Annotated in this window: 18 protein-coding genes, 3 pseudogenes and 1 other annotated feature; of the genes and pseudogenes, 12 read left to right on the top strand and 9 right to left on the bottom strand. The window is 37.7% G+C overall.

Annotation, left to right across the window (positions count from 1 at the left end; all coding sequences use genetic code 11):
- Both FTT72_RS14875 and FTT72_RS14870 read left to right on the top strand, forming a co-directional pair.
- Positions 1–132 (top strand): annotated as a pseudogene (locus FTT72_RS14875) (IS6 family transposase); the annotation flags it as partial.
- 83 nt (positions 133–215) lie between these two features.
- A complete protein-coding gene (locus FTT72_RS14870) occupies positions 216–1,541 on the top strand; it encodes an ISNCY family transposase (RefSeq protein ID WP_180178616.1) in 1,326 nt (441 codons plus the stop codon).
- 70 nt (positions 1,542–1,611) lie between these two features.
- On the opposite strand, the gene FTT72_RS14865 is transcribed toward FTT72_RS14870, so the two are convergent.
- Positions 1,612–2,022 (bottom strand): hypothetical protein, encoded by a 411-nt coding sequence (locus FTT72_RS14865; protein WP_180042003.1) that lies wholly within the window; start codon positions 2,020–2,022, stop codon positions 1,612–1,614.
- A 716-nt stretch (positions 2,023–2,738) separates the two neighbouring features.
- Here FTT72_RS14865 and FTT72_RS14860 point away from each other — a divergent pair.
- The 4 genes from FTT72_RS14860 (at position 2,739) to FTT72_RS14845 (ending at position 7,518) form a co-directional block, all read left to right on the top strand.
- A complete protein-coding gene (locus FTT72_RS14860; RefSeq protein WP_180178615.1) occupies positions 2,739–3,263 on the top strand; it encodes a spore coat U domain-containing protein in 525 nt (174 codons plus the stop codon).
- Positions 3,264–3,328: 65 nt separating this feature from the next.
- On the top strand, positions 3,329–4,036 hold the full coding sequence (locus FTT72_RS14855) for a molecular chaperone (protein ID WP_180027364.1): 708 nt from the start codon (positions 3,329–3,331) through the stop codon (positions 4,034–4,036).
- A 15-nt stretch (positions 4,037–4,051) separates the two neighbouring features.
- Positions 4,052–6,493 (top strand): fimbria/pilus outer membrane usher protein, encoded by a 2,442-nt coding sequence (locus FTT72_RS14850; protein ID WP_179996612.1) that lies wholly within the window; start codon positions 4,052–4,054, stop codon positions 6,491–6,493.
- Positions 6,484–7,518, top strand: coding sequence for a spore coat U domain-containing protein (locus FTT72_RS14845; protein ID WP_180178614.1), 1,035 nt, complete (start codon positions 6,484–6,486; stop codon positions 7,516–7,518). Before FTT72_RS14850 ends, FTT72_RS14845 begins: the two co-directional genes overlap by 10 nt.
- 142 nt (positions 7,519–7,660) lie before the next feature.
- On the opposite strand, the gene FTT72_RS14840 is transcribed toward FTT72_RS14845, so the two are convergent.
- The 5 genes and pseudogenes from FTT72_RS14840 to FTT72_RS14820 all read right to left on the bottom strand — a co-directional run bounded on the left by FTT72_RS14840 (position 7,661) and on the right by FTT72_RS14820 (position 11,525).
- Positions 7,661–8,986: an ISNCY family transposase gene (locus tag FTT72_RS14840; protein ID WP_180178613.1), complete on the bottom strand. Its 1,326-nt coding sequence runs from the start codon at positions 8,984–8,986 to the stop codon at positions 7,661–7,663.
- A gap of 359 nt (positions 8,987–9,345) precedes the next feature.
- On the bottom strand, positions 9,346–10,257 hold the full coding sequence (locus FTT72_RS14835) for a hypothetical protein (RefSeq protein WP_180081386.1): 912 nt from the start codon (positions 10,255–10,257) through the stop codon (positions 9,346–9,348).
- A 327-nt stretch (positions 10,258–10,584) separates the two neighbouring features.
- Positions 10,585–10,794 (bottom strand): annotated as a pseudogene (locus FTT72_RS14830) (IS3 family transposase); the annotation flags it as partial.
- Between the two features lie 146 nt (positions 10,795–10,940).
- Positions 10,941–11,222, bottom strand: coding sequence for an addiction module antidote protein (locus tag FTT72_RS14825; protein ID WP_000985610.1), 282 nt, complete (start codon positions 11,220–11,222; stop codon positions 10,941–10,943).
- Positions 11,223–11,525 carry a type II toxin-antitoxin system RelE/ParE family toxin gene (locus FTT72_RS14820; protein WP_154320144.1) on the bottom strand — a complete coding sequence of 101 codons (303 nt, stop codon included), beginning with the start codon at positions 11,523–11,525 and terminating at the stop codon, positions 11,223–11,225. It abuts the gene before it with no gap.
- Positions 11,526–11,774: 249 nt separating this feature from the next.
- Here FTT72_RS14820 and FTT72_RS14815 point away from each other — a divergent pair, with 249 nt between their 5' ends.
- Positions 11,775–11,984 (top strand): hypothetical protein, encoded by a 210-nt coding sequence (locus FTT72_RS14815; RefSeq protein ID WP_004976362.1) that lies wholly within the window; start codon positions 11,775–11,777, stop codon positions 11,982–11,984.
- Between the two features lie 249 nt (positions 11,985–12,233).
- Positions 12,234–13,688: a SulP family inorganic anion transporter gene (locus tag FTT72_RS14810; RefSeq protein WP_026438532.1), complete on the top strand. Its 1,455-nt coding sequence runs from the start codon at positions 12,234–12,236 to the stop codon at positions 13,686–13,688.
- 110 nt (positions 13,689–13,798) lie between these two features.
- Here FTT72_RS14810 and FTT72_RS14805 read toward each other — a convergent pair whose 3' ends face one another.
- Together FTT72_RS14805 and FTT72_RS14800 are read right to left on the bottom strand one after the other, a co-directional pair.
- The gene (locus FTT72_RS14805; RefSeq protein ID WP_004969304.1) at positions 13,799–14,089 is read right to left on the bottom strand and encodes an addiction module antidote protein; all 291 of its coding nucleotides are present in this window, start codon (positions 14,087–14,089) and stop codon (positions 13,799–13,801) included.
- A 1-nt stretch (position 14,090) separates the two neighbouring features.
- Positions 14,091–14,387, bottom strand: coding sequence for a type II toxin-antitoxin system RelE/ParE family toxin (locus tag FTT72_RS14800; RefSeq protein ID WP_004647749.1), 297 nt, complete (start codon positions 14,385–14,387; stop codon positions 14,091–14,093).
- 216 nt (positions 14,388–14,603) lie between these two features.
- Between FTT72_RS14800 and FTT72_RS16350 the strand changes: the two genes are divergently transcribed.
- The gene (locus FTT72_RS16350) at positions 14,604–14,729 is read left to right on the top strand and encodes a hypothetical protein (protein WP_004969301.1); all 126 of its coding nucleotides are present in this window, start codon (positions 14,604–14,606) and stop codon (positions 14,727–14,729) included.
- A 93-nt stretch (positions 14,730–14,822) separates the two neighbouring features.
- Here FTT72_RS16350 and FTT72_RS14795 read toward each other — a convergent pair whose 3' ends face one another.
- Positions 14,823–15,905 (bottom strand): hypothetical protein, encoded by a 1,083-nt coding sequence (locus FTT72_RS14795; protein ID WP_004969299.1) that lies wholly within the window; start codon positions 15,903–15,905, stop codon positions 14,823–14,825.
- Between the two features lie 473 nt (positions 15,906–16,378).
- Here FTT72_RS14795 and FTT72_RS14790 point away from each other — a divergent pair, with 473 nt between their 5' ends.
- From FTT72_RS14790 to cml, 3 genes and pseudogenes are all read left to right on the top strand, one after another.
- A complete protein-coding gene (locus FTT72_RS14790; RefSeq protein ID WP_006581699.1) occupies positions 16,379–16,945 on the top strand; it encodes a recombinase family protein in 567 nt (188 codons plus the stop codon).
- Between the two features lie 182 nt (positions 16,946–17,127).
- Positions 17,128–18,100, top strand: a pseudogene (locus FTT72_RS14785) (IS3 family transposase).
- Positions 17,417–17,533, top strand: a sequence feature (AL1L pseudoknot). It overlaps the preceding pseudogene by 117 nt.
- 151 nt (positions 18,101–18,251) lie before the next feature.
- A partial coding sequence (gene cml, locus FTT72_RS14780; protein WP_180012496.1) for a CmlA/FloR family chloramphenicol efflux MFS transporter occupies positions 18,252–19,061 on the top strand: 810 nt, incomplete at its 3' end.

Here is a 19,061-nt window from a genome sequence, read left to right as displayed (position 1 = left end):
ATGAAGACGGCTTACGCCACCATCAAAGGTATTGAGGTGATGCGTGCACTACGCAAAGGCCAGGCCTCAGCATTTTATTATGGTGATCCCCTGGGCGAAATGCGCCTGGTAAGCAGAGTTTTTGAAATGTAAGGCCTTTGAATAAGACAAAAGGCTGCCTCATCGCTAACTTTGCAACAGTGCCTCAAAGCGGACGGTTTGATATGTTGGTGTCTATGTCGGATAAAGAACTTAAACGATTGTCGATCTTGCAGGAAATCTGTGATCAACGCATAACTCAGTCCCGGGCTGCTCAGCTGCTTCATGTTTCAGAACGTCAGATCAGACGCTTACTGCAGAAATACAAAGCTCAAGGCCCAGTTGCATTAGCCCATGCCGGTCGTGGCCAAACCAGCAACTCAAGGCTTCCTGAAGAAATCAGGCTCAAGTGCCTCAATCTTGTCGCTGAGCAACTGCATGGTTTCGGACCCACTTTAGCGCATGAAAAGCTCACCACCGTGCATGGATTTGATATTTCAGTGGAAACACTGCGTTCCTGGATGATTGCAGCCAATTTATGGATACCTCGATCCAAGCGCCTGAAACGCCCGTATCAGCCTCGATATAACCGGGATTGTTATGGTGAACTGATTCAGATTGATGGCTCACATCATGACTGGTTCGAAGGACGTGCTGCCAAATGCTGTCTGCTGGTGTTTATTGATGATGCCACAGGAAAATTACAGCATTTACGCTTCTGTGAGTCGGAATCAGCCTTTGACTATATGATTTCAACACGCTTGTATGTCGAACAGCATGGTAAGCCTTTAGCGTTTTACAGCGACAAACATTCAGTCTTTAGGGTAAATCAAAGCAGCAAGAAAGACACCAAGATTACCCAATTTGGGCGAGTACTCAGTACCCTGAATATCGATATCATCTTCGCCAATTCACCCCAGGCCAAAGGTCGTGTAGAACGTGCCAATAGAACCCTTCAGGACCGTCTGATTAAAGAAATGCGCCTGGAAGGCATCTGTTCAATTGAAGAGGCGAATAAGTGGCTGCCCTGCTTTATTGAGCAGTTCAATCTCAAGTTTGCCAAGATGGCCTTTAATCCGAAGGATCTACATCGGACTGTCACTGAAACAGCTGAGGAATTAGATGATATTTTTACCTGGCGTGAACCCCGCAGAGTCACGAACAGCCTGACGATTACTTATGATAAATGCGTGTATCTCCTGGAAAATACGGCAGAAAATCAGAGGCTGATCGGTAAATATCTTGAGTTTCTGGAATACCCGGATGGCACGGTAGCCATTGAACATCAAGGAAGAAAAATCAATTACAGCATCTTCGATAAGTTAAGTCAGCTCAACCAGCGAGAGATCGTTGAGAATAAACGTTTAGGTGCTGTTCTGAATCATATTCAGCAACAGCATGAAGAATTAGAACAACAAAACAAACGAAATCGTTCTCAAAAGATGCCAAGCAGACGTGCACAGAAAACAGCAATCAAAGAACGAAATATGAATCCTGTGCTTGACTTGGAAATGTCCATATAGGACATTTCTATTTGGTTATTAGGTAGGACATTTCTACTTGGGAATAACACCATTTGAAAATTATCAAAGATTAATGATTTTTTGATATTTTTTTCACTTTAATGTAGGCACAGATGCAGAGTAAAACTCCTGAGAACACCCAAACATAAGCACCTATTAGAACTGGTTGGCTGTTTTTGCCATCTATCACTAAAATAGTGACAAGACCATAGCTCATCATTGCTAAAGTTATACAGCTCCAACGAAATGACTTGGGATCATTTTCATTTAATAAAAAATATGTAAAAACGAGTGATAAATTTGCCCAAATTGGAAAAACTAAAATAATGGGGGCGATTAAAAATTGTAAAAAAAACGAATATACAAAAAGTTCATAACCTTTCATGCCATCGAATACAGGAAGAAGCCATGAAATAATCAGAATTAAAACGGCCATTAATGAAAAAAAATCGACAATCTTTTCTTTAAAAAAAAATTTCATTATGAATACTTTATAAGTAATTAATCGCAGTTTACTTCAAATGTCTTACTGGTATATAGAGCATAAAAAAGCCCGACATCCTGTCGGGCTTTTTCATATCGGGTTGCTAGTCTTACTGATCTCGTACTGCCCATTCCTTGCGCTATTTTCTTATTCTTTTTTTCTAGAAACATCCAGTTCCCTTATGTATTCATCATAGGGCTAATGCTTTGGATTACCAATCCGCAAAATCCTTAAATCTGTGTAAGTTTTAGCTTACAAAGTTGGCCTATTTTATCCCAAGAGTTGTCCGCAGAAATTGGGGATAGTTTCGGGATGGGGCGCATTGATAAGCCAGAGAAAAATGACAATTTGATTAAATATTGATCAATTTTATTGGCAGAATATATCAAAACTGAACATAAAAAAGCCGACTTGTTTCCAAGTCGGCTTTTCGGGTTTGCGCCCCCGATTTTTTATAGCATAACTTTTTGAAATATAAAACTATTTATTTTGCATTTCGTATAACGACCATTATGTTAAATAGTCCGAAGCGTGTTCAAGCATGATTCGGACTGGTTGCATTAAAATTAACATTTTTATAAAAAAATGTGGCTTGTATTACATTAATTTAATATAATTTATTGAATGTAAAGAATATCACTATTTAGTTGTACAGGTTTAGTGTGCTCTTTTCACATATATGCATTAACAATTCGATGTAAAAGGGTTCATAAATGAAAAAGGTTATTTCTTATGCTACGTTAGCAGTAATTGGGCTAATCGGTATTCAAGCCGCAAATGCTGCAACTACAACAGGTACATTAACTGTGAAAGCGACAGTTGCAAAAGGTTGTTCGGTAAATACCGATGCGTCTGGCACTGTAGCAAGTGCGGTGCTTGACTTTGGGACAATCACTTCTTTGACAGCCAATGTGGATGGTGACACTACTACTTCTTCTGGAACTTCTATCAAGGTATTATGTAACAACGGTACAGCTTATACAGTTGCATTTGGTGCTGGTAACAATGTTCTAAGTGGCGTACGTCGTATGGCGGGTGGTTCATCAGAATTTATTCCATACAATTTATATTTAACGTCAAATCGTGCAACTGAACTTGCAGTTAATGGCACGACAGCTTCAATTATAGGTGATGGTACTCCACAGACACTTGACGTTTATGGTCGTATCCCAGCAGGAAGTGTTTTACCAACTGCAGGTAATTATACAGATGCAGTGACATTGACGGTTACTTATTAACAGTTGCGTTGTATTAAGCTAGGTATTATTTGCTAGCTTAATATTTATTTAATGATAGGTTGATAATGAAAAGTATTTTTAGCTCATTACTGAAAATTTCTTTATGTATGCCAGTTTGTATTTATGCTGCATCGATTCGTTTATCGCCTATCGGTTTAGAACTCTTAGATACACAGTCGGCTACCACGCTAAATATTTATAATCAATCAACTGAAAGTAGTGATTTTCAGGTGCGCGCATTTGAATGGTCGCAAGTAGAAGGAAAAGATCAACTAATACCGACAGATGATATTGTCATTAGTCCACCAATATTTAAACTTGCTTCCGAAGGGTCTTATAATTTACGCGTTGTAAGATTGAATTCGGCACCTATTACAAATGAAAAGTCATATCGTATTATTGTGGATGAATTACCTAAGCCGGCAGATAGCCGTAAGGTAAGTCAAGGTGTAAATGTTTTACTTCGCTCTTCGATGCCACTTTTTGTAGTGAACAAAAATGCTTATTATGAAATTAAATGGAAAATTGAAAATAGTGAAAATCAATCATTTTTGATTTTAAATAATATTGGAACCAGACACGTTTTACTTAGTAGTCTCTCTATTATTGATAAAACTTCTAAAATGACCTATTTGATACCTGTCAACACACTGAATGGCTACATTTTACATAAGCAGACAAAAAGTTATGCGATTGCAAATAATTTTAAATTTCAAGCTAATCATGAATATAGCGTAACTTTAGTAGTAGATGGTAAAACCATCGTATTGTAAAAGGCATTTAATGCTATGAAATATAGGGTTCTAGCAGCATGTTTGATTTGTATACCATATACAACTGCTTATGCTATGTTAAGGGATGACACTCATGCTACGACTCCAATTATTCCTGATATTATCCCACAAAATATTACTAACAAAGAATCTAATATCAATTTGTTTTTGAATGTATCTGTTAATAGTGAAAATACAAGTGATTTAACAGCGGTTAAAAAAGATAATAATGGTAAATTATATATTTTAGCAAAGCATTTAAGAGCACTAAGAATAATATTAGATGAGAATATTTCTGATACACAATTAATTTGTTTAAATGATTATAAAAAAATTCAATTTAAATATGATGAAAGTAATCAGAATTTAGACTTAACTGTACCTCAAGAGATGCTTACTAGGTTTAGTCTGGATTTAGAAGGATCCAATGCGACTCCAAATCAGCTATTAAACTTAAAACCATTGAATGCAGCGATCATTAATTATAGTCTTTACAATACGATTAATGACGAACAGAATGTTTTTTCTGGATCTGCTGAAGCATTTTATAGCACTCGGCTAGGCAATTTCTATACAGGTGTTTTGTATAATGGTGATGATCTAAATGATTATAGCCATAATAAATTTGTACGGTTAGAATCGAAATGGCAATATATTAATCCGATAAAAATTAGACTTTATACCATTGGTGATTTTACATCAAACACTACTGACTGGGGTAACAGTGTGCGTTTAGGTGGTGCGCAATGGTCAAGTGCGTATGCTCAACGCTCAGACATTATTACTACAGCATTACCTCAATTCTCAGGATCAGCAGCACTACCATCAACGCTTGATTTATATGTTAATCAGCAAAAAGTATATTCTGGAATAGTGCCCTCTGGCCCATTCGATATTAAACAGTTACCTCTTATTTCTGGAAATGAGGTCACTTTAGTAACAACCGATGCTACAGGAAAGCAAAATTTAGTTAAAAAGGCATACTACTTTTCACCTAAAGTTTTAGCAAAAGGTGTTAATCAGTTTTCTGTAGATGTTGGTATGCCACGTTACAATTATGGTTCTTATTCGAATGATTATGATGATGGGGTGCTTTTTGGTTCGGGATCGATTCGTTACGGGATTAAACAATCGCTCACGTTAAGTGGTGGGATGGAAGCATCAACTGATGGATTGTCTAATGCAGGTATCGGTTTTGCACAAAACTTATGGGGTTTGGGCGTTGTAAATGCAGATTTTTCGTTGAGTAACTATAAAGATGAAAATGGTTATTTAAGTTCTATTGGGTTAGAAGGTCGGATTAATAAAGATATTTCATTTAATACAAGCTTTAGAAAAGTTTTTGATAATTATTATGACCTAGCACGTGTTTCAAAAGTTCGTTATGAAAATGGATATAATAAGAATGAAAAAGATGCAGAATACAATTTTTTAACATCAGGCGCTTTAGCTGATGAACTCTTTCGGGCGGGATTAAGCTATAATTTTTATAATGGTTATGGGGTTTATGCTGGTTATAATAAGATAAAATCACAAGAATCTCAATATAGCCTTTTATCTGCCAACTTCAATGCAAATCTTGGTAAAAACTGGAATTTATATGCATCGGTTTATAAAGATTTTAATGATGCTAAAAATTATGGTTCTTATATTGCTTTACGTTATACCCCATCATTTAAGTTTAATGCTATCACGAGCATGTCGAGAGATGCAGATAATACTACAAGTTACCGCCAAGAATTTAATGGCTTATCAGGCCCAGAAATTGGCTCATTAGGTTGGGGTGGCTATGTTGAGCACAATGAAAGAAGTTCGAATAACAATGCTTCAGCATATGTAAATTATCGGGCTCGACCTGCCTATCTCACAGCTAGTTATAGTCGATATAGTGATATAGATCAGGCTTCGTTATCTGCAACAGGTTCACTCGTTTTTGCTGCAGGAAGGGTTTTTGCTGCAAATGAAATTGGAGATGGTTATGCAGTTGTTACAAATGCAGGACCAAAAAGCCAAATCCTAAATGGTGGTGTTAATTTAGGTAAAACCGATCATCAAGGTCGTTTCTTAATTTCTAATTTACTACCTTACCAAACCCATCATATTTTCCTTGATCCAACCTATTTACCGTTGCAGTGGGAAGTGCCAAATACTGCACAGAAAGTAATTGTGGGGTATCGCCAAGGTGCACACATTGACTTTGATGCTCACCAAGTAATATCTGCTGTTGTAAAACTAGTAGATAAAAACAATAACCCTATTCAGCCTGGTTATAGCGTAACGATTAATGGCGAAAATACAGCACTCATTGGTTATGATGGTGAGGTTTTTGTACAAGGTCTACTACCTAAAAACATCCTTGATGTTGATTTGCTAGATCAGGGTTCATGTCAGGTTCATTTTGATTATGGTAGTGAACATTATTCATTAAAGAAATTAGGGCCATATGTATGTCAATAATTTGCACAAACTATCAAGTTACAATGAAAAATATAATTTCGACTAATTTGTGTAAGTTTTTGATAATTAGTTTTTTTATTCTGTTTATAAGCTTGTTTTTTAATAAAGCGCATGCTAAATGTAAACCAGTTGGCACAACTACAACTACCCATACTTATAATGCTACAAATTTGGATAGTCCTGCTAAAATTACCTTTACAGGAACAATAACTTGTACTGAAGGAAGTAGTTCCAATAAAGTTGAAAAATATATGTGCATGAAAACAATTTTTACAGGTACAACAACTGCAAATAGTTCAACATCATTACCTTATACGGTAATAGCTTCTGTGGGCGGTGCTGGTTCAACTTCAACTAATCAAACTTCTAATACATGGTACGGCCCCGTTACTACAGTATCAAATAACAATGTCATTGATTATTCTGTAACAGTAACTGTACCTAAAAGATCCTCTTCAACCAATATTTATCCAGTCGGTACGTATACTGCAGCAGTTAATCTTTATTGGGATATGCAAGGTGGCTCTGCCAGTCAATGTGAAGGGACTAGTTCTAGTACTGGTAGTGGATGGGATTCTGGTGGCACTACATTAACAGCTAACTATGTTGTTCCAAAAATATGTCAGCTCAATTCTACAGATGTAATAAATTTTGGTAGCATCTCTGATATTGGATCAACAAAAAATAATTATACCGCATCTGGAGCTATTTCAACGACTTGTAATAATGCAACAAATTACACAATATATTTAGGTAATGGTAATAATTATAGTAGCAGTCGGCGAATGAAACATTCGACTGCCACTGAATATATCCCTTATCAACTTTATAAGGATTCTAATTTTAGTAATCTTTGGAGTGAAACAGGTGGAACTACTAGCACAGGGGGAAGTGGTGGTCTTTCTCTAACAGGTATAGGTTCTGCTCAGTCAAGTACTGTATATGGGAAAATTGCATCAGGTATAACTATTGGTAGTACACCTGGCGATTATACTGATAGTGTTATCGTGACAGTAACATATTAAAATGGTGACTAAACAAATATTTAGATATGCATCATAAACCAGACATTTTTATTGGTGGGAATATAGACACTTTAAATGGGTTCTAACAACTGATGTTATTCCCAAGTAGAAATGTCCTACCTAATAACCAAATAGAAATGTCCTATATGGACATTTCCAAGTCAAGCACAGGATTTAGATTTCGTTGTTCAATCGCTGTTTTCTGTGCTTGTCTACGTGGCATCTTTTGAGAACGATTGCGTTTGTTTTGGTGTTCCAGTTGTTCATGCTGTTGTTTAATATGTGCCAGCACAGAACCCAAACGTTTATTCTCAACGATCTCTCTCTGGTTGAGCTGACTTAATTTATCAAAGATGCTGTAATTGATTTTTCTTCCCTGATATTCAATGGCTACAGTACCATCCGGATATTCCAGGAACTCAAGATACTTGCCGCCCAATCTTTGATTTTCTTCGCTGTTTTCCAAGATATATACGCATTTATCATAAGTAATCGTCAAGCTGTTCGTGACCCTGCGGGGTTCACGCCAGGTAAAAACATCATCTAATTCTTCGGCTGTTTCAGCGATAGGCCGATGTAGATCCTTGGAATTAAAAGCCATCTTGGCGAATTTACGATTAAATTGCTCAATAAAGCACGGCAGCCACTTATTGGCATCTGCAATTGAACTGATGCCTTCTAGACGCATCTCCTTAATCAGACGATCCTGAAGTGTTCTATTCGCTCGTTCTACACGACCTTTGGCTTGAGGGGAGTTAGCGAAGATGATATCGATATTGAGGGTACTGAGCACACGTCCAAATTGCGTGATCTTGGTGTCTTTATTGCTGCTTTGATTCACCCTGAAGACTGAATGTTTGTCGCTGTAAAATGCTAAAGGCTTACCGTGCTGTTCGACATATAAGCGTGTTGAAATCATATAGTCAAAGGCTGATTCTGATTCACAGAAGCGTAAATGCTGTAATTTTCCTGTGGCATCATCGATAAATACCAGTAGGCAGCACTTGGCAGAACGGCCTTCAAACCAGTCATGATATGAGCCATCAATCTGGATCAGTTCACCGACGCAATCTCGGTTATAACGAGGCTGATACGGTCGTTTCAGACGCTTGGCGCGAGGAATCCATAAATTAGCTGCAATCATCCAAGAACGTAGTGTTTCCACTGAAATATCAAATCCATGAACAGTGGTGAGCTTTTCATGCGCTAAAGTGGGTCCAAAACCGTGGAATTGCTCAGCAACAAGATTGAGGCACTTGAGCCTGATTTCTTCAGGAAGCCTGGAGTTGCTGGTTTGGCCACGTGCAGCATGTGCTAATGCAGCTGGGCCTTGAGCTTTATATTTCTGCAGTAAGCGTCTGATCTGACGTTCTGAGATATGAAGTAGCTGAGCAGCCTGAGGTTGAGTTATGCGTTGATCGCAGATTTCTTGCAAGACCGACAATCGTTTAAGTTCTTTATCCGACATAGACACCAACATATCAAACCGTCCGCTAAGGAAATTGCAAAAGCGCATATTCTAAAAGCGGACATTTTTACTTTGGAGAAACCGGACATTTCTATTTTGGGCTTACAACTGAATTTCGTATAACCTCCATTATGTTAAATGGAATGTAATTTGAGGGAAAATAAAATATGTTTAGTGCCTTTTATATGAATCTCTCTTATTCATTTTATATGCAAGTTACACTCATTAGGCATTCAAAAGCCAATTTGAACGCTTATCTGCCAAGCTAAAGCTTAATTAAGCTATTTAGGGTGATGGTCTACTATTGAAAAAAAAATGATAGACCATGAAAAAGAACTGATGGTTGGATTTACTAAATATTACCTAGGGCGGGGTTTATACGTTGTTTCTTGTCGAACAAATTTTGCATAAGGCCGGCAATTAGCGTCAACATACCTCTTTACTGATTCATCATCCTGAAAGCGTACATAGGCTCTAACTAAATTTCTATGGTTCCATAACTTATCCCAAAATAGGTAAGTTGGCATTGATGGTATAATTTCATCTTGAATAACTAAAGAACTATATTGAAAGGCACGGTCTTTATTTGATGATGCTAAAAGATATTTCTCAATTTCATTAAATCCAAATACTTCATAAGCTGATCTTTCCATTTCATTAATGTAAACACCCACATTTGGTTTAATTTCTAATCGACCAACAAATTCAGAACAAGTATAAATAACAAAACTACGATGTATTTCATCAATATTTGGAACTGTAGGACGCATAAATTCTACAAACGATTTATCGTGTAGGATACGGTCTGTTTCTTTGAATGAAGCATTAATTTGAGCCTTATATTCTTCATGTTGCCTCTTTGCGTATTTTGTTCTTTCCTCTCTTAGTTGCTGCAAATATTGTTTTCTTAGTTCTTCATTTCTAATCCTATTAGAATGAAATTTATGTCTGTGAGCTAGTTTAAACTGCTCATCAATATGATCAAAATATGGTTTATATTTTAATTCTAGATCGGTTGCGGGTTTTTGTCTTCTAACCGTATCGCTAACATGCTTATAAAATGCTTCTGCTTTTTCTTGACCTCCCTCTTGTTCAAATACGGCTTTTCTAGCTGCCTCTGGATCAGTTGATTCTGATATAGAACTTGCTGCAATCCCAATAACTTCCTCTGCATCTTTTTTAGTGCCATCAGTAATTAAAATCATTGGTACATCAGCTATAGCTGCATTGCTTAAAAGCATTAAAGCGGCAAGGTAAAAATATTTAAGCATTGGGTGATTTTCTTTAATTTATATGTTAGGTTATTGAATAATAATATGTTTAATTTATCAATACTATTATTGAAAGTTAATAATTTTAAACGCTGTGGAATATAAAAAGGGATCAATACTCACCCATAGAACAGTACCAGATTTATCGAAGGCTTTTTATTTAAGTTAGGTGACCTAACCTAACAGCTTAATATGATCATAGTACATTGCCCCAAAATCAAAAGGTGAAACATAACCTAGTGCACAATGTACACGTTCGTTATTTAAAGAATACGATTGGTATGGCGAATGGAAAGATACTGTACGCCTCTATCACTATAGTGAATCACGTTCTTGGTCTGAAAGCGGCTGTACTTTGATTAGATTCTGTTGATTTAAATGCTTCTGATGCCAGGAACGTAGTGTTTCAGGCGTACAGCCAATCTTAGGAGCAATTGCTGTTATTGCAGCCCAAGTAGACGGATAATCCTTTTCGGATTCAATCAATAATTGAACCGCTCTATCTCTGATTTCAGGGGTATATTTGGTTTTTTTCATCGGAACATTCTCTCAGGAAAGTTGGTCTCCGACAAACCTGGTATAGTTCATTAAGATTTTAAGAATTTATAAAATTAACATAATACACGTTATACGAAGTTGAAATGAAAAATGGAGCTTAAAGCTCCCTTTTTTACTAGTTTTTTTTAAATTGCTAAGCGTAAATTCAGTGCTTTTACGACTTTAATAACAGTATCAAAGCTTGGATTTACATCGCCAGAAAGTGCTTTATAAAGACTTTCTCGACCTAAACCAGTGTCTCTTGATAATTGAGCCATTCCTTTAGCTTTAGCAATATTACCTAAAGCTTTTGCAATGAATGCCGCATCACCATTAGATTCATCGATACAGGCTTGTAGGTAAGCTTGCATATCTTCTTCTGTTTTAAGATGTTCAGCACTGTCCCATTTGCGAAGTTTGATAGCCATTTACAGCTCCTCCTCTAAATCTTGTGCTAATTGTAGGGCAAGTTTTATATCTTTACTTTGCGTAGACTTGTCTCCGCCTGCTAAAAGAATAACGACCCTTTGCCCTTGCTTACAGTAATAGATCCTGTAGCCAGGTCCAAAGAAGAAACGTAATTCAGAAACACCTTCACCTACTGGTTCAGTATCTCCAAAGTTTCCATCTTCAACCCGATCAATTCGGACTTGTATACGTCTTTTTGCCTGCAGGTCTTTTAACTTAGTAAACCAGTCATCAAAGACTTCAGTGGTATATATTGAGTACATAAGAGTAATGTATCCTATAGGATACATTCATGCAAGAAATAAACTTGAATGTATGGGGCTACAACAGAATTTCGTATAACCACCATTATGTTAAATAGATAGCAGTTGGGAGATTATTTATTCTTTCAATAGACAAAAACTTGCGGAATTTTTCTTAATTTGTAATCCTTGCGGCCAAGGGTGTCTAGCGTAGCTAAGACAGGTATTCGTTATAGTCGGGCCGCTATAATACGGATGACGAGTGCCTGTATGTTTAACCTAAATATCTTTAACAAGATCTCTAGCGAAGTATTGACCATCAAAAATGATCTTGAGCTGAATTCTGAAAATCAACTGATAACTAAGTATAAGACTTCTACTTCTGAAGATTATAAACAGGCTATTGTTTTGATTTTTAAAGAACGTGGCTATACACGTTTGGAAATAGGTCAATTACTTGGGGAGCCAAAAGCTTCATAAAATACCGATTAAACAAAGCTTGGATATAACATCCAGGCTTTATAAAAAAGTACCTAGCTGTTACCCTTGTCCTGATTTTTTTACTCTAAAACGTTCTTTCATCTTATGACACTTACGCCACCTTAAGTTTATTTATCGTCTTAAATCTGTAAATAACTCATCACTGTCTAGTGATGTGGTGTAGTCGTTTGTGTGTTGTATATATCACATCACTAGCCTATCTGAAAAATTAAAAAACAGGCTATGTTTATGTTATCTAATGTCCGAGAACAGTGGTTCTCTAACATCCGTGGGGATGTACTTGCCGGATTAGTCGTCGGTCTTGCACTCATCCCTGAAGCCATCGCATTTTCAATTATTGCAGGTGTAGATCCTAAAGTTGGTCTATACGCATCCTTCTGTATTGCCGTCGTGATTTCTTTCGTAGGTGGTCGTCCTGCCATGATTTCAGCAGCCACTGGTGCAATGGCGCTGCTTATGGTCACATTGGTCAAAGAGCATGGGCTTGAATATCTGCTGGCAGCAACAATTTTGACAGGCGTGATTCAAATATTGGCAGGCTATTTAAAGCTCGCCAAGTTAATGCGGTTTGTATCTAAATCTGTGGTTATTGGATTCGTAAATGCGTTAGCGATCTTAATTTTCATGGCTCAATTGCCTGAACTGATTAATGTGACCTGGCATGTATATGCTTTTGTTGCTTTAGGTTTAGCAATTATTTATCTATTCCCTCTGGTTCCCAAATTAGGAAAATTACTCCCTTCTCCACTAGTCTGCATCATTGCAATCACATTATTGGCAATCGCTTTAGGAATTGATGTACGGACCGTGGGCGATATGGGGTCTTTACCTGACACACTTCCAATGTTCTTGATTCCAGATATTCCTTTGAATATTGAAACATTGATGATTATTTTGCCTTATTCAGTCGCACTGGCGGCTGTAGGTTTACTTGAATCGATGATGACAGCAACTATCGTGGATGAAATGACTGATACGCCAAGTGATAAATATCAGGAATGTAAGGGACAAGGGATTGCGAATATTGCTTCTGGCTTTATGGGTGGCATGGCCGGTTGTGCAATGATTGGTCAATCTATGATTAACGTAAAATCAGGTGGCCTTACACGCTTATCAACATTCTCTGCGGGCATTTTTCTTCTTATTCTGGTTGTATTTATCAGCGACTGGCTCAAAGTGATTCCAATGGCTGCATTGGTAGCGGTAATGATAATGGTCTCTATCAGTACCTTTGAATGGAGTTCTGTCACTCAGTTAAAAGATAATCCTAAGAGTAGTAATATCGTCATGATTGCGACGGTGATTGTAGTTGTTGCTACGCATAACCTGGCTTTGGGTGTGTTAACAGGCGTATTACTTTCAGCCTTGTTCCTGGCGAATAAACTTGAAAATGATATCCAGGTGACAGCATCTTTTGAAGGAATGGCCCGTTTATATGAGTTGAGAGGTCAGATCTTCTTTAGTTCTTCTGAAAAATTCATGCAAGGTTTTGACTTTAAAGAGGATGTAAAGGAGGTGATTATTGATTTGACCCATTCTCACATTTGGGATGTAACATCAGTCGCCATGCTTGATTCTGTTGTAAATAAATTTCAAAAGAATGGTGCGAATGTCACAGTACGTGGTCTAAATGAAGCCAGTTCGATCATGATTGATAAGTATGGGACACATGCCAGAATTTAAGTTTTAAAAATTCTATATTTATATAGAATTTCTAAAATTAACATAATACACCTTATACGAATCTAAAAATGGGAGCCTTTAGCTCCCATTTTTACTATATTTTTAAAGTTTTAAGCGTGTTGTACTGTGAGTTTTAAGCCTAAAGCATTTACTACACGATTAATCGTATCAAAACGTGGTGCTGAATCCTGACGTAGGGCTTTGTAGAGTGCTTCACGCCCAATCCCTGCTTCTTTAGCGATTTGAGTCATGCCACGAGCTTTAGCAATAACACCAAGTGCATGGGCTAATTCAGCTGGATCATTTTCTTCAAGAACCATATTGAGATACATCACAATGTCTTCTTCAGTTTTGAGCGACTCAGCCATATCAAAACTTGGTAAATCAGCGACTTTAACCATTTTAATCCTCCAATGTTTTCGATAGTTTGACTGCCCGATCGATGTCTTGTTGTTGAGTTGATTTATCTCCACCACCAAGCATTACAATCACAACGTCACCATGTTGGATGTAATACATCCTCCATCCAGAACCGAAGAATTCTCTCATTTCCCAAACGCCATCTTGGAGAGGTTTAATGTCTCCCCAGTTTCCACGTTGAACCTTATCTAATCGACGATTCAGGCGGATACGGGTCATATTGTCTTTAATGCCATCCAACCATTCATCAAATTCTGGAAGACGTTTAATTTCAATCATGAGGATTCCTTATCTTCTCACTATATTGTATTCGATCGAATACAATATGCAAGTAATTTATACGAACATCCATTAATTTCGTATAACACCATTATGTTAAATACATAATTTTTTTGGTTAAAATTTAAACTTTTTTACTGTTTTTCAGGCAAGATGCATATTTTTTTGAAGCCATACTTTCCTTGTCAGATGTTCAAACATTTTAAGGAGAAAGCAATGACACAAACAGCGAATGATCAACGTGCTACAGTAAAAAATCCTAATAATATTCAACATGCGCAGAATCAGGACAACCGTAGCCGACAATTGAATCCTAATCATAAACCTACGAAATCTAAATAAGGATGAAAACTATGAGCACAGCAGGTTGGCCTAGTACTACTGGAAATCCATCAGGTGGTGGCCGAGACAATAATCCACCTCGTAAATAAAAATTTATTTATCTTGTAATATCAATTCAGAAGGCCAAAGATATTGGCCTTCTGAAGGATATTTCTTCAGGAAGGCTTCCCATATCACGATAAAATCTTCTGATGTAGCTAACGTAGAAACGCTGGCTGTTTTTTGAAAATGTTTATAATAAAAGTCTTGCCAAAAATATATTAACCATAGGCCAGCTATGGCATTAATACTTTCAAACCACTTATCTTCTGGAAGTTCATTTTTCAGGAATAAATAATTCTCTTCTGAGACTTGTTCATAAATTTCATCATTTTTAAACTCACCATAAGGTAGACCTAGGAACTCATAGACTTCATTCAAGTAGCATAGTCTTCTGTTTTCTCTAACTTTTTTAATTAGTTGTATAAATTCTTTAATTTGTTCATCTTCGAGAGAAGGATCTAACCATTGCTCAAAACCATTAGTTGGAGGAATAGTCTTCAGAATCTCGACTTTATGTCCTTTTGTTGCTTCAAACTTTGCATTTATCTTTAAGATAAATAAAAGAAAATCTGTAAAAGTTTTTGATGGGAAGTATGGTCGTTTATTTTTAAACTTAAACTTTAATGCTTGGTTTAGTGAGATTGATTGGAATCCCCACTTCTTAGAAATTAAATGATCTAAGTGAATTAAAATTAGCAGTATATTGACGCCAGAATTTCTAAGCATCTCATGACTAATAATATTCTTTAAATCACCGTTAAAGCTAAAGTTATTTACCAGAAAATCATGTAGTTTGCAGACATCTTCATATAAAAAATTATTTTTTTCTAATTCTGAAAATAGCTTTATATGCTCATTCCAATAAAAAAAATCGTTATTCTTAATTGGATATAGTTCTAAGATTTTTAAGCAGTATGCAAAATTATAGTTTTCTTCATCTACAGCTAAAGAAGTTGCTGAATTAAGTACGAAAAACCCCATTTCTGAAGCAAATTCGGATTTAATTTTAACTTTAGCTATTTCATCATTTTTAAATGGAACATTAGTATATTTTTTCTCAATTTTACCTAGTTTCTTAGCCAGGTTTTTATCCATATTTTTCAATATTAAACAGTAGAATTCTAAAGGATTCATGGATGCCCTAATTTTTTAAAAAATCTAAAATTAACATAATACACCTTATACGAAATGCGTTATAATTCTCTATAGAAATCAATGCTGTAGTTTCTAGTTGATAGCCCATCTTCCCCAAGGTGGGCTTTTTTTATGATTTTTCACGTTCCACGCTTATTATTTAATCAAAAGACCTCTTGCGAAAGTATAGTTTATCTAATTTTTGAATTGGCTAAAACCTCATAAAATATAGCTTTTGGCTGCTTAAAATTTGACTAACGCAAGAATTCTAAAGTTTCTCAACTTTGATTAGCTCAAATAAATACCATTTCTCTTTTTCTAGGTCTCTTTAAATCACGAATTATGTAACTATAGAGTATAGCCTAACGGAACAAAATAAAGTCTTAAAAAGCAACTCAAAAACCGTATTTATAGACTTAATATTTAATTTCGGTACAATATGTATTTAATTATCTAAACTCTAACGGTACAGAATGCCTAATCAGGTCGGATATATTCGAGTCAGTTCAACTGAACAAAATACTGAACGTCAATTAGATGGAATCAGCCTGGATAAGACCTTTACTGAAAAGGCAAGCGGTGGTAGCCGTGAACGTCCTCAGTTAAATGCAATGCTCGACTATCTGCGTGAAGGTGATACGGTGCATGTTCATAGTATTGATCGTCTGGCACGTAATACAAATGATCTGAACGAAATTGTGAATAGTCTGAATGATCGTGGTATAACCATTATTTTTCATAAAGAGAATTTGACCTTCAGTCATGATGTAGCACAATCGGCAATAAATAAACTCATGTTTCAGATGCTTGCTGCATTTGCAGAGTTTGAACGCTCCATGATCCGTGAGCGTCAAAAGGAAGGAATTGCAAAAGCCAAAGCGAAGGGCTTATATAAGGGAAGAAAGCGGAAGGTTGACTATGTTGAAATACGAAAAGCAATGGCTGAAGAAAATTCAACATTTAGAGGTGTTGCAGAAAAGTTTAAAGTAGGGATAGCAACAGTACAAAGAGCTTTAAAAGAAGAAACTAATAATCAATAAGGTTGATTAATGAAGACGCTTAGATATTCAAATTTAGAAAAGATCATGACCATTTATACTGAAATTTCTACTTATATTACATTTCATAATGCGACTGGTTTAACAGATATAAATAAATCAATGGAAGATTTTTGAACCGTACCGGGTTTGTCGGAGACCAAGCTTTCTGAGAGAATGTCCCGATGAAAAAAGTAAAATATACCCCTGAAATCAGAGAAAGAGCGGTTCAATTATTGATTGAATCCGAGAAAGATTATCCATCGAATTGGGCTGCGATCACCGCTATTGCTCCCTGAGCAGTATACTGCGCAAGGGTTGTACTCCTGAAACACTACGTGTTTGGTATCAAAAATATTTAGATAAACAAAATCCAGTTAAAGTACAGCAGCTTTCAGACCAAGAACGTATCAAACAACTCGAACGCGAAAATAAAGAACTGCAACGCGCCAATGAAATTCTACGTAAAGCAGCCGCTTTTTTCGCCCAGGCGGAGCTCGACCGCCCACACAAATAATGGTGGATTTTATCCATAATAATAAAGAGCTGTACGGAGTCGAGGCGATTTGTAGAATTTTACCGATCGCACCTTCAACCTATTACCGGACTCTAGATCTCTGTGAAAATCCAGAACATCGAGCAAAGCGAGATTTACATGACTTGCATCATGCTGAGGAGATTAAACGAATTTGGAAGGAAAGTTCAGGTCGGTATGGTGTACGTAAAGTCTGGCAAAAACTGAAACGTGAAGGCTATATTATTGCGCGCTGTACTGTTGCTCGATTAATGCAAAAGCTAGGTATAAAAGGTGTTTGGCGTGGTAAGAACAAACAAACCACCCGTAGCCGAGATGATCAAAAACGAGCGGATGACTTGGTAAAACGTAATTTTACTGCTGATCATCCTGACCAACTGTGGGTGAGTGACTTTACGTATATTCAAACAAATTCAGGCTGGGTTTATACTGCATTTATTATTGATGTGTTCTCACGAGCAATTGTTGGATGGAAAGTATCGACACGGATGAATACAGATATGGTGCTCGATGCATTGGAGCAAGCATTTAGGGCGGCAGAGGGGGCTGGAACGCTGAGTGCGCCCATGCCGCATTGCGAAGCAAAAGATAATCGGATAAAATGTAGCAATTCATATTCGTAAGCGTGGAGTAATCAGATGGGAAATTCCAAGTCAGCAGACAAGTAAGCCGCAACAACCAGTATTGTTGTTGCGGCGCTCTGTAAGGCTAGTCTCATCTGATTGCTGACGAGCAGACGTCGCCCGGTATTCCTTAATCGAGGGTTGATTCGTCATGACCACCACACGCCCCGCGTGGGCCTATACGCTGCCGGCAGCACTGCTGCTGATGGCTCCTTTCGACATCCTCGCTTCACTGGCGATGGATATTTATCTCCCTGTCGTTCCAGCGATGCCCGGCATCCTGAACACGACGCCCGCTATGATCCAACTCACGTTGAGCCTCTATATGGTGATGCTCGGCGTGGGCCAGGTGATTTTTGGTCCGCTCTCAGACAGAATCGGGCGACGGCCAATTCTACTTGCGGGCGCAACGGCTTTCGTCATTGCGTCTCTGGGAGCAGCTTGGTCTTCAACTGCACCGGCCTTTGTCGCTTTCCGTCTACTTCAAGCAGTGGGCGCGTCGGCCATGCTGGTGGCGACGTTCGCGACGGTTCGCGACGTTTATGCCAACCGTCCTGAGGGTGTCGTCATCTACGGCCTTTTCAGTTCGATGCTGGCGTTCGTGCCTGCGCTCGGCCCTATCGCCGGAGTATTGATCGGCGAGTTCTTGGGATGGCAGGCGATATTCATTACTTTGGCTATACTGGCGATGCTCGCACTCCTAAATGCGGGTTTCAGGTGGCACGAAACCCGCCCTCTGGATCAAGTCAAGACGCGCCGATCTGTCTTGCCGATCTTCGCGAGTCCGGCTTTTTGGGTTTACACTGTCGGCTTTAGCGCCGGTATGGGCACCTACTTCGTCTTCTTCTCGACGGCTCCCCGTGTGCTCATAGGCCAAGCGGAATATTCCGAGATCGGATTCAGCTTTGCCTTCGCCACTGTCGCGCTTGTAATGATCGTGACAACCCGTTTCGCGAAGTCC

It is taken from the genome of Acinetobacter sp. YH01005 (assembly GCF_013420465.1).
In the GTDB taxonomy this organism is placed as follows: Bacteria; Pseudomonadota; Gammaproteobacteria; order Pseudomonadales; family Moraxellaceae; genus Acinetobacter; species Acinetobacter amyesii.
The sequence above is the reverse complement of the archived record's forward strand: the minus strand, read 5'-3'. Positions and strand labels throughout refer to the sequence as shown.

Bases quoted from the DNA above. Each gene is read 5' to 3' on its own strand.
- FTT72_RS14845 (WP_180178614.1), top strand. From the start codon at position 6,484: ATGTCAATAATTTGCACAAACTATCAAGTTACAATGAAAAATATAATT.
- FTT72_RS14865 (WP_180042003.1), bottom strand. From the start codon at position 2,022: ATGAAATTTTTTTTTAAAGAAAAGATTGTCGATTTTTTTTCATTAATG.
- FTT72_RS16350 (WP_004969301.1), top strand. From the start codon at position 14,604: ATGACACAAACAGCGAATGATCAACGTGCTACAGTAAAAAATCCTAAT.
- FTT72_RS14825 (WP_000985610.1), bottom strand. From the start codon at position 11,222: ATGGCTATCAAACTTCGCAAATGGGACAGTGCTGAACATCTTAAAACA.
- FTT72_RS14835 (WP_180081386.1), bottom strand. From the start codon at position 10,257: ATGCTTAAATATTTTTACCTTGCCGCTTTAATGCTTTTAAGCAATGCA.
- FTT72_RS14860 (WP_180178615.1), top strand. From the start codon at position 2,739: ATGAAAAAGGTTATTTCTTATGCTACGTTAGCAGTAATTGGGCTAATC.
- FTT72_RS14790 (WP_006581699.1), top strand. From the start codon at position 16,379: ATGCCTAATCAGGTCGGATATATTCGAGTCAGTTCAACTGAACAAAAT.
- FTT72_RS14805 (WP_004969304.1), bottom strand. From the start codon at position 14,089: ATGGTTAAAGTCGCTGATTTACCAAGTTTTGATATGGCTGAGTCGCTC.
- FTT72_RS14815 (WP_004976362.1), top strand. From the start codon at position 11,775: ATGTTTAACCTAAATATCTTTAACAAGATCTCTAGCGAAGTATTGACC.
- FTT72_RS14810 (WP_026438532.1), top strand. From the start codon at position 12,234: ATGTTATCTAATGTCCGAGAACAGTGGTTCTCTAACATCCGTGGGGAT.
- FTT72_RS14850 (WP_179996612.1), top strand. From the start codon at position 4,052: ATGAAATATAGGGTTCTAGCAGCATGTTTGATTTGTATACCATATACA.
- FTT72_RS14820 (WP_154320144.1), bottom strand. From the start codon at position 11,525: ATGTACTCAATATATACCACTGAAGTCTTTGATGACTGGTTTACTAAG.
- FTT72_RS14870 (WP_180178616.1), top strand. From the start codon at position 216: ATGTCGGATAAAGAACTTAAACGATTGTCGATCTTGCAGGAAATCTGT.
- FTT72_RS14800 (WP_004647749.1), bottom strand. From the start codon at position 14,387: ATGATTGAAATTAAACGTCTTCCAGAATTTGATGAATGGTTGGATGGC.
- FTT72_RS14855 (WP_180027364.1), top strand. From the start codon at position 3,329: ATGAAAAGTATTTTTAGCTCATTACTGAAAATTTCTTTATGTATGCCA.
- FTT72_RS14840 (WP_180178613.1), bottom strand. From the start codon at position 8,986: ATGTCGGATAAAGAACTTAAACGATTGTCGGTCTTGCAAGAAATCTGC.
- FTT72_RS14795 (WP_004969299.1), bottom strand. From the start codon at position 15,905: ATGAATCCTTTAGAATTCTACTGTTTAATATTGAAAAATATGGATAAA.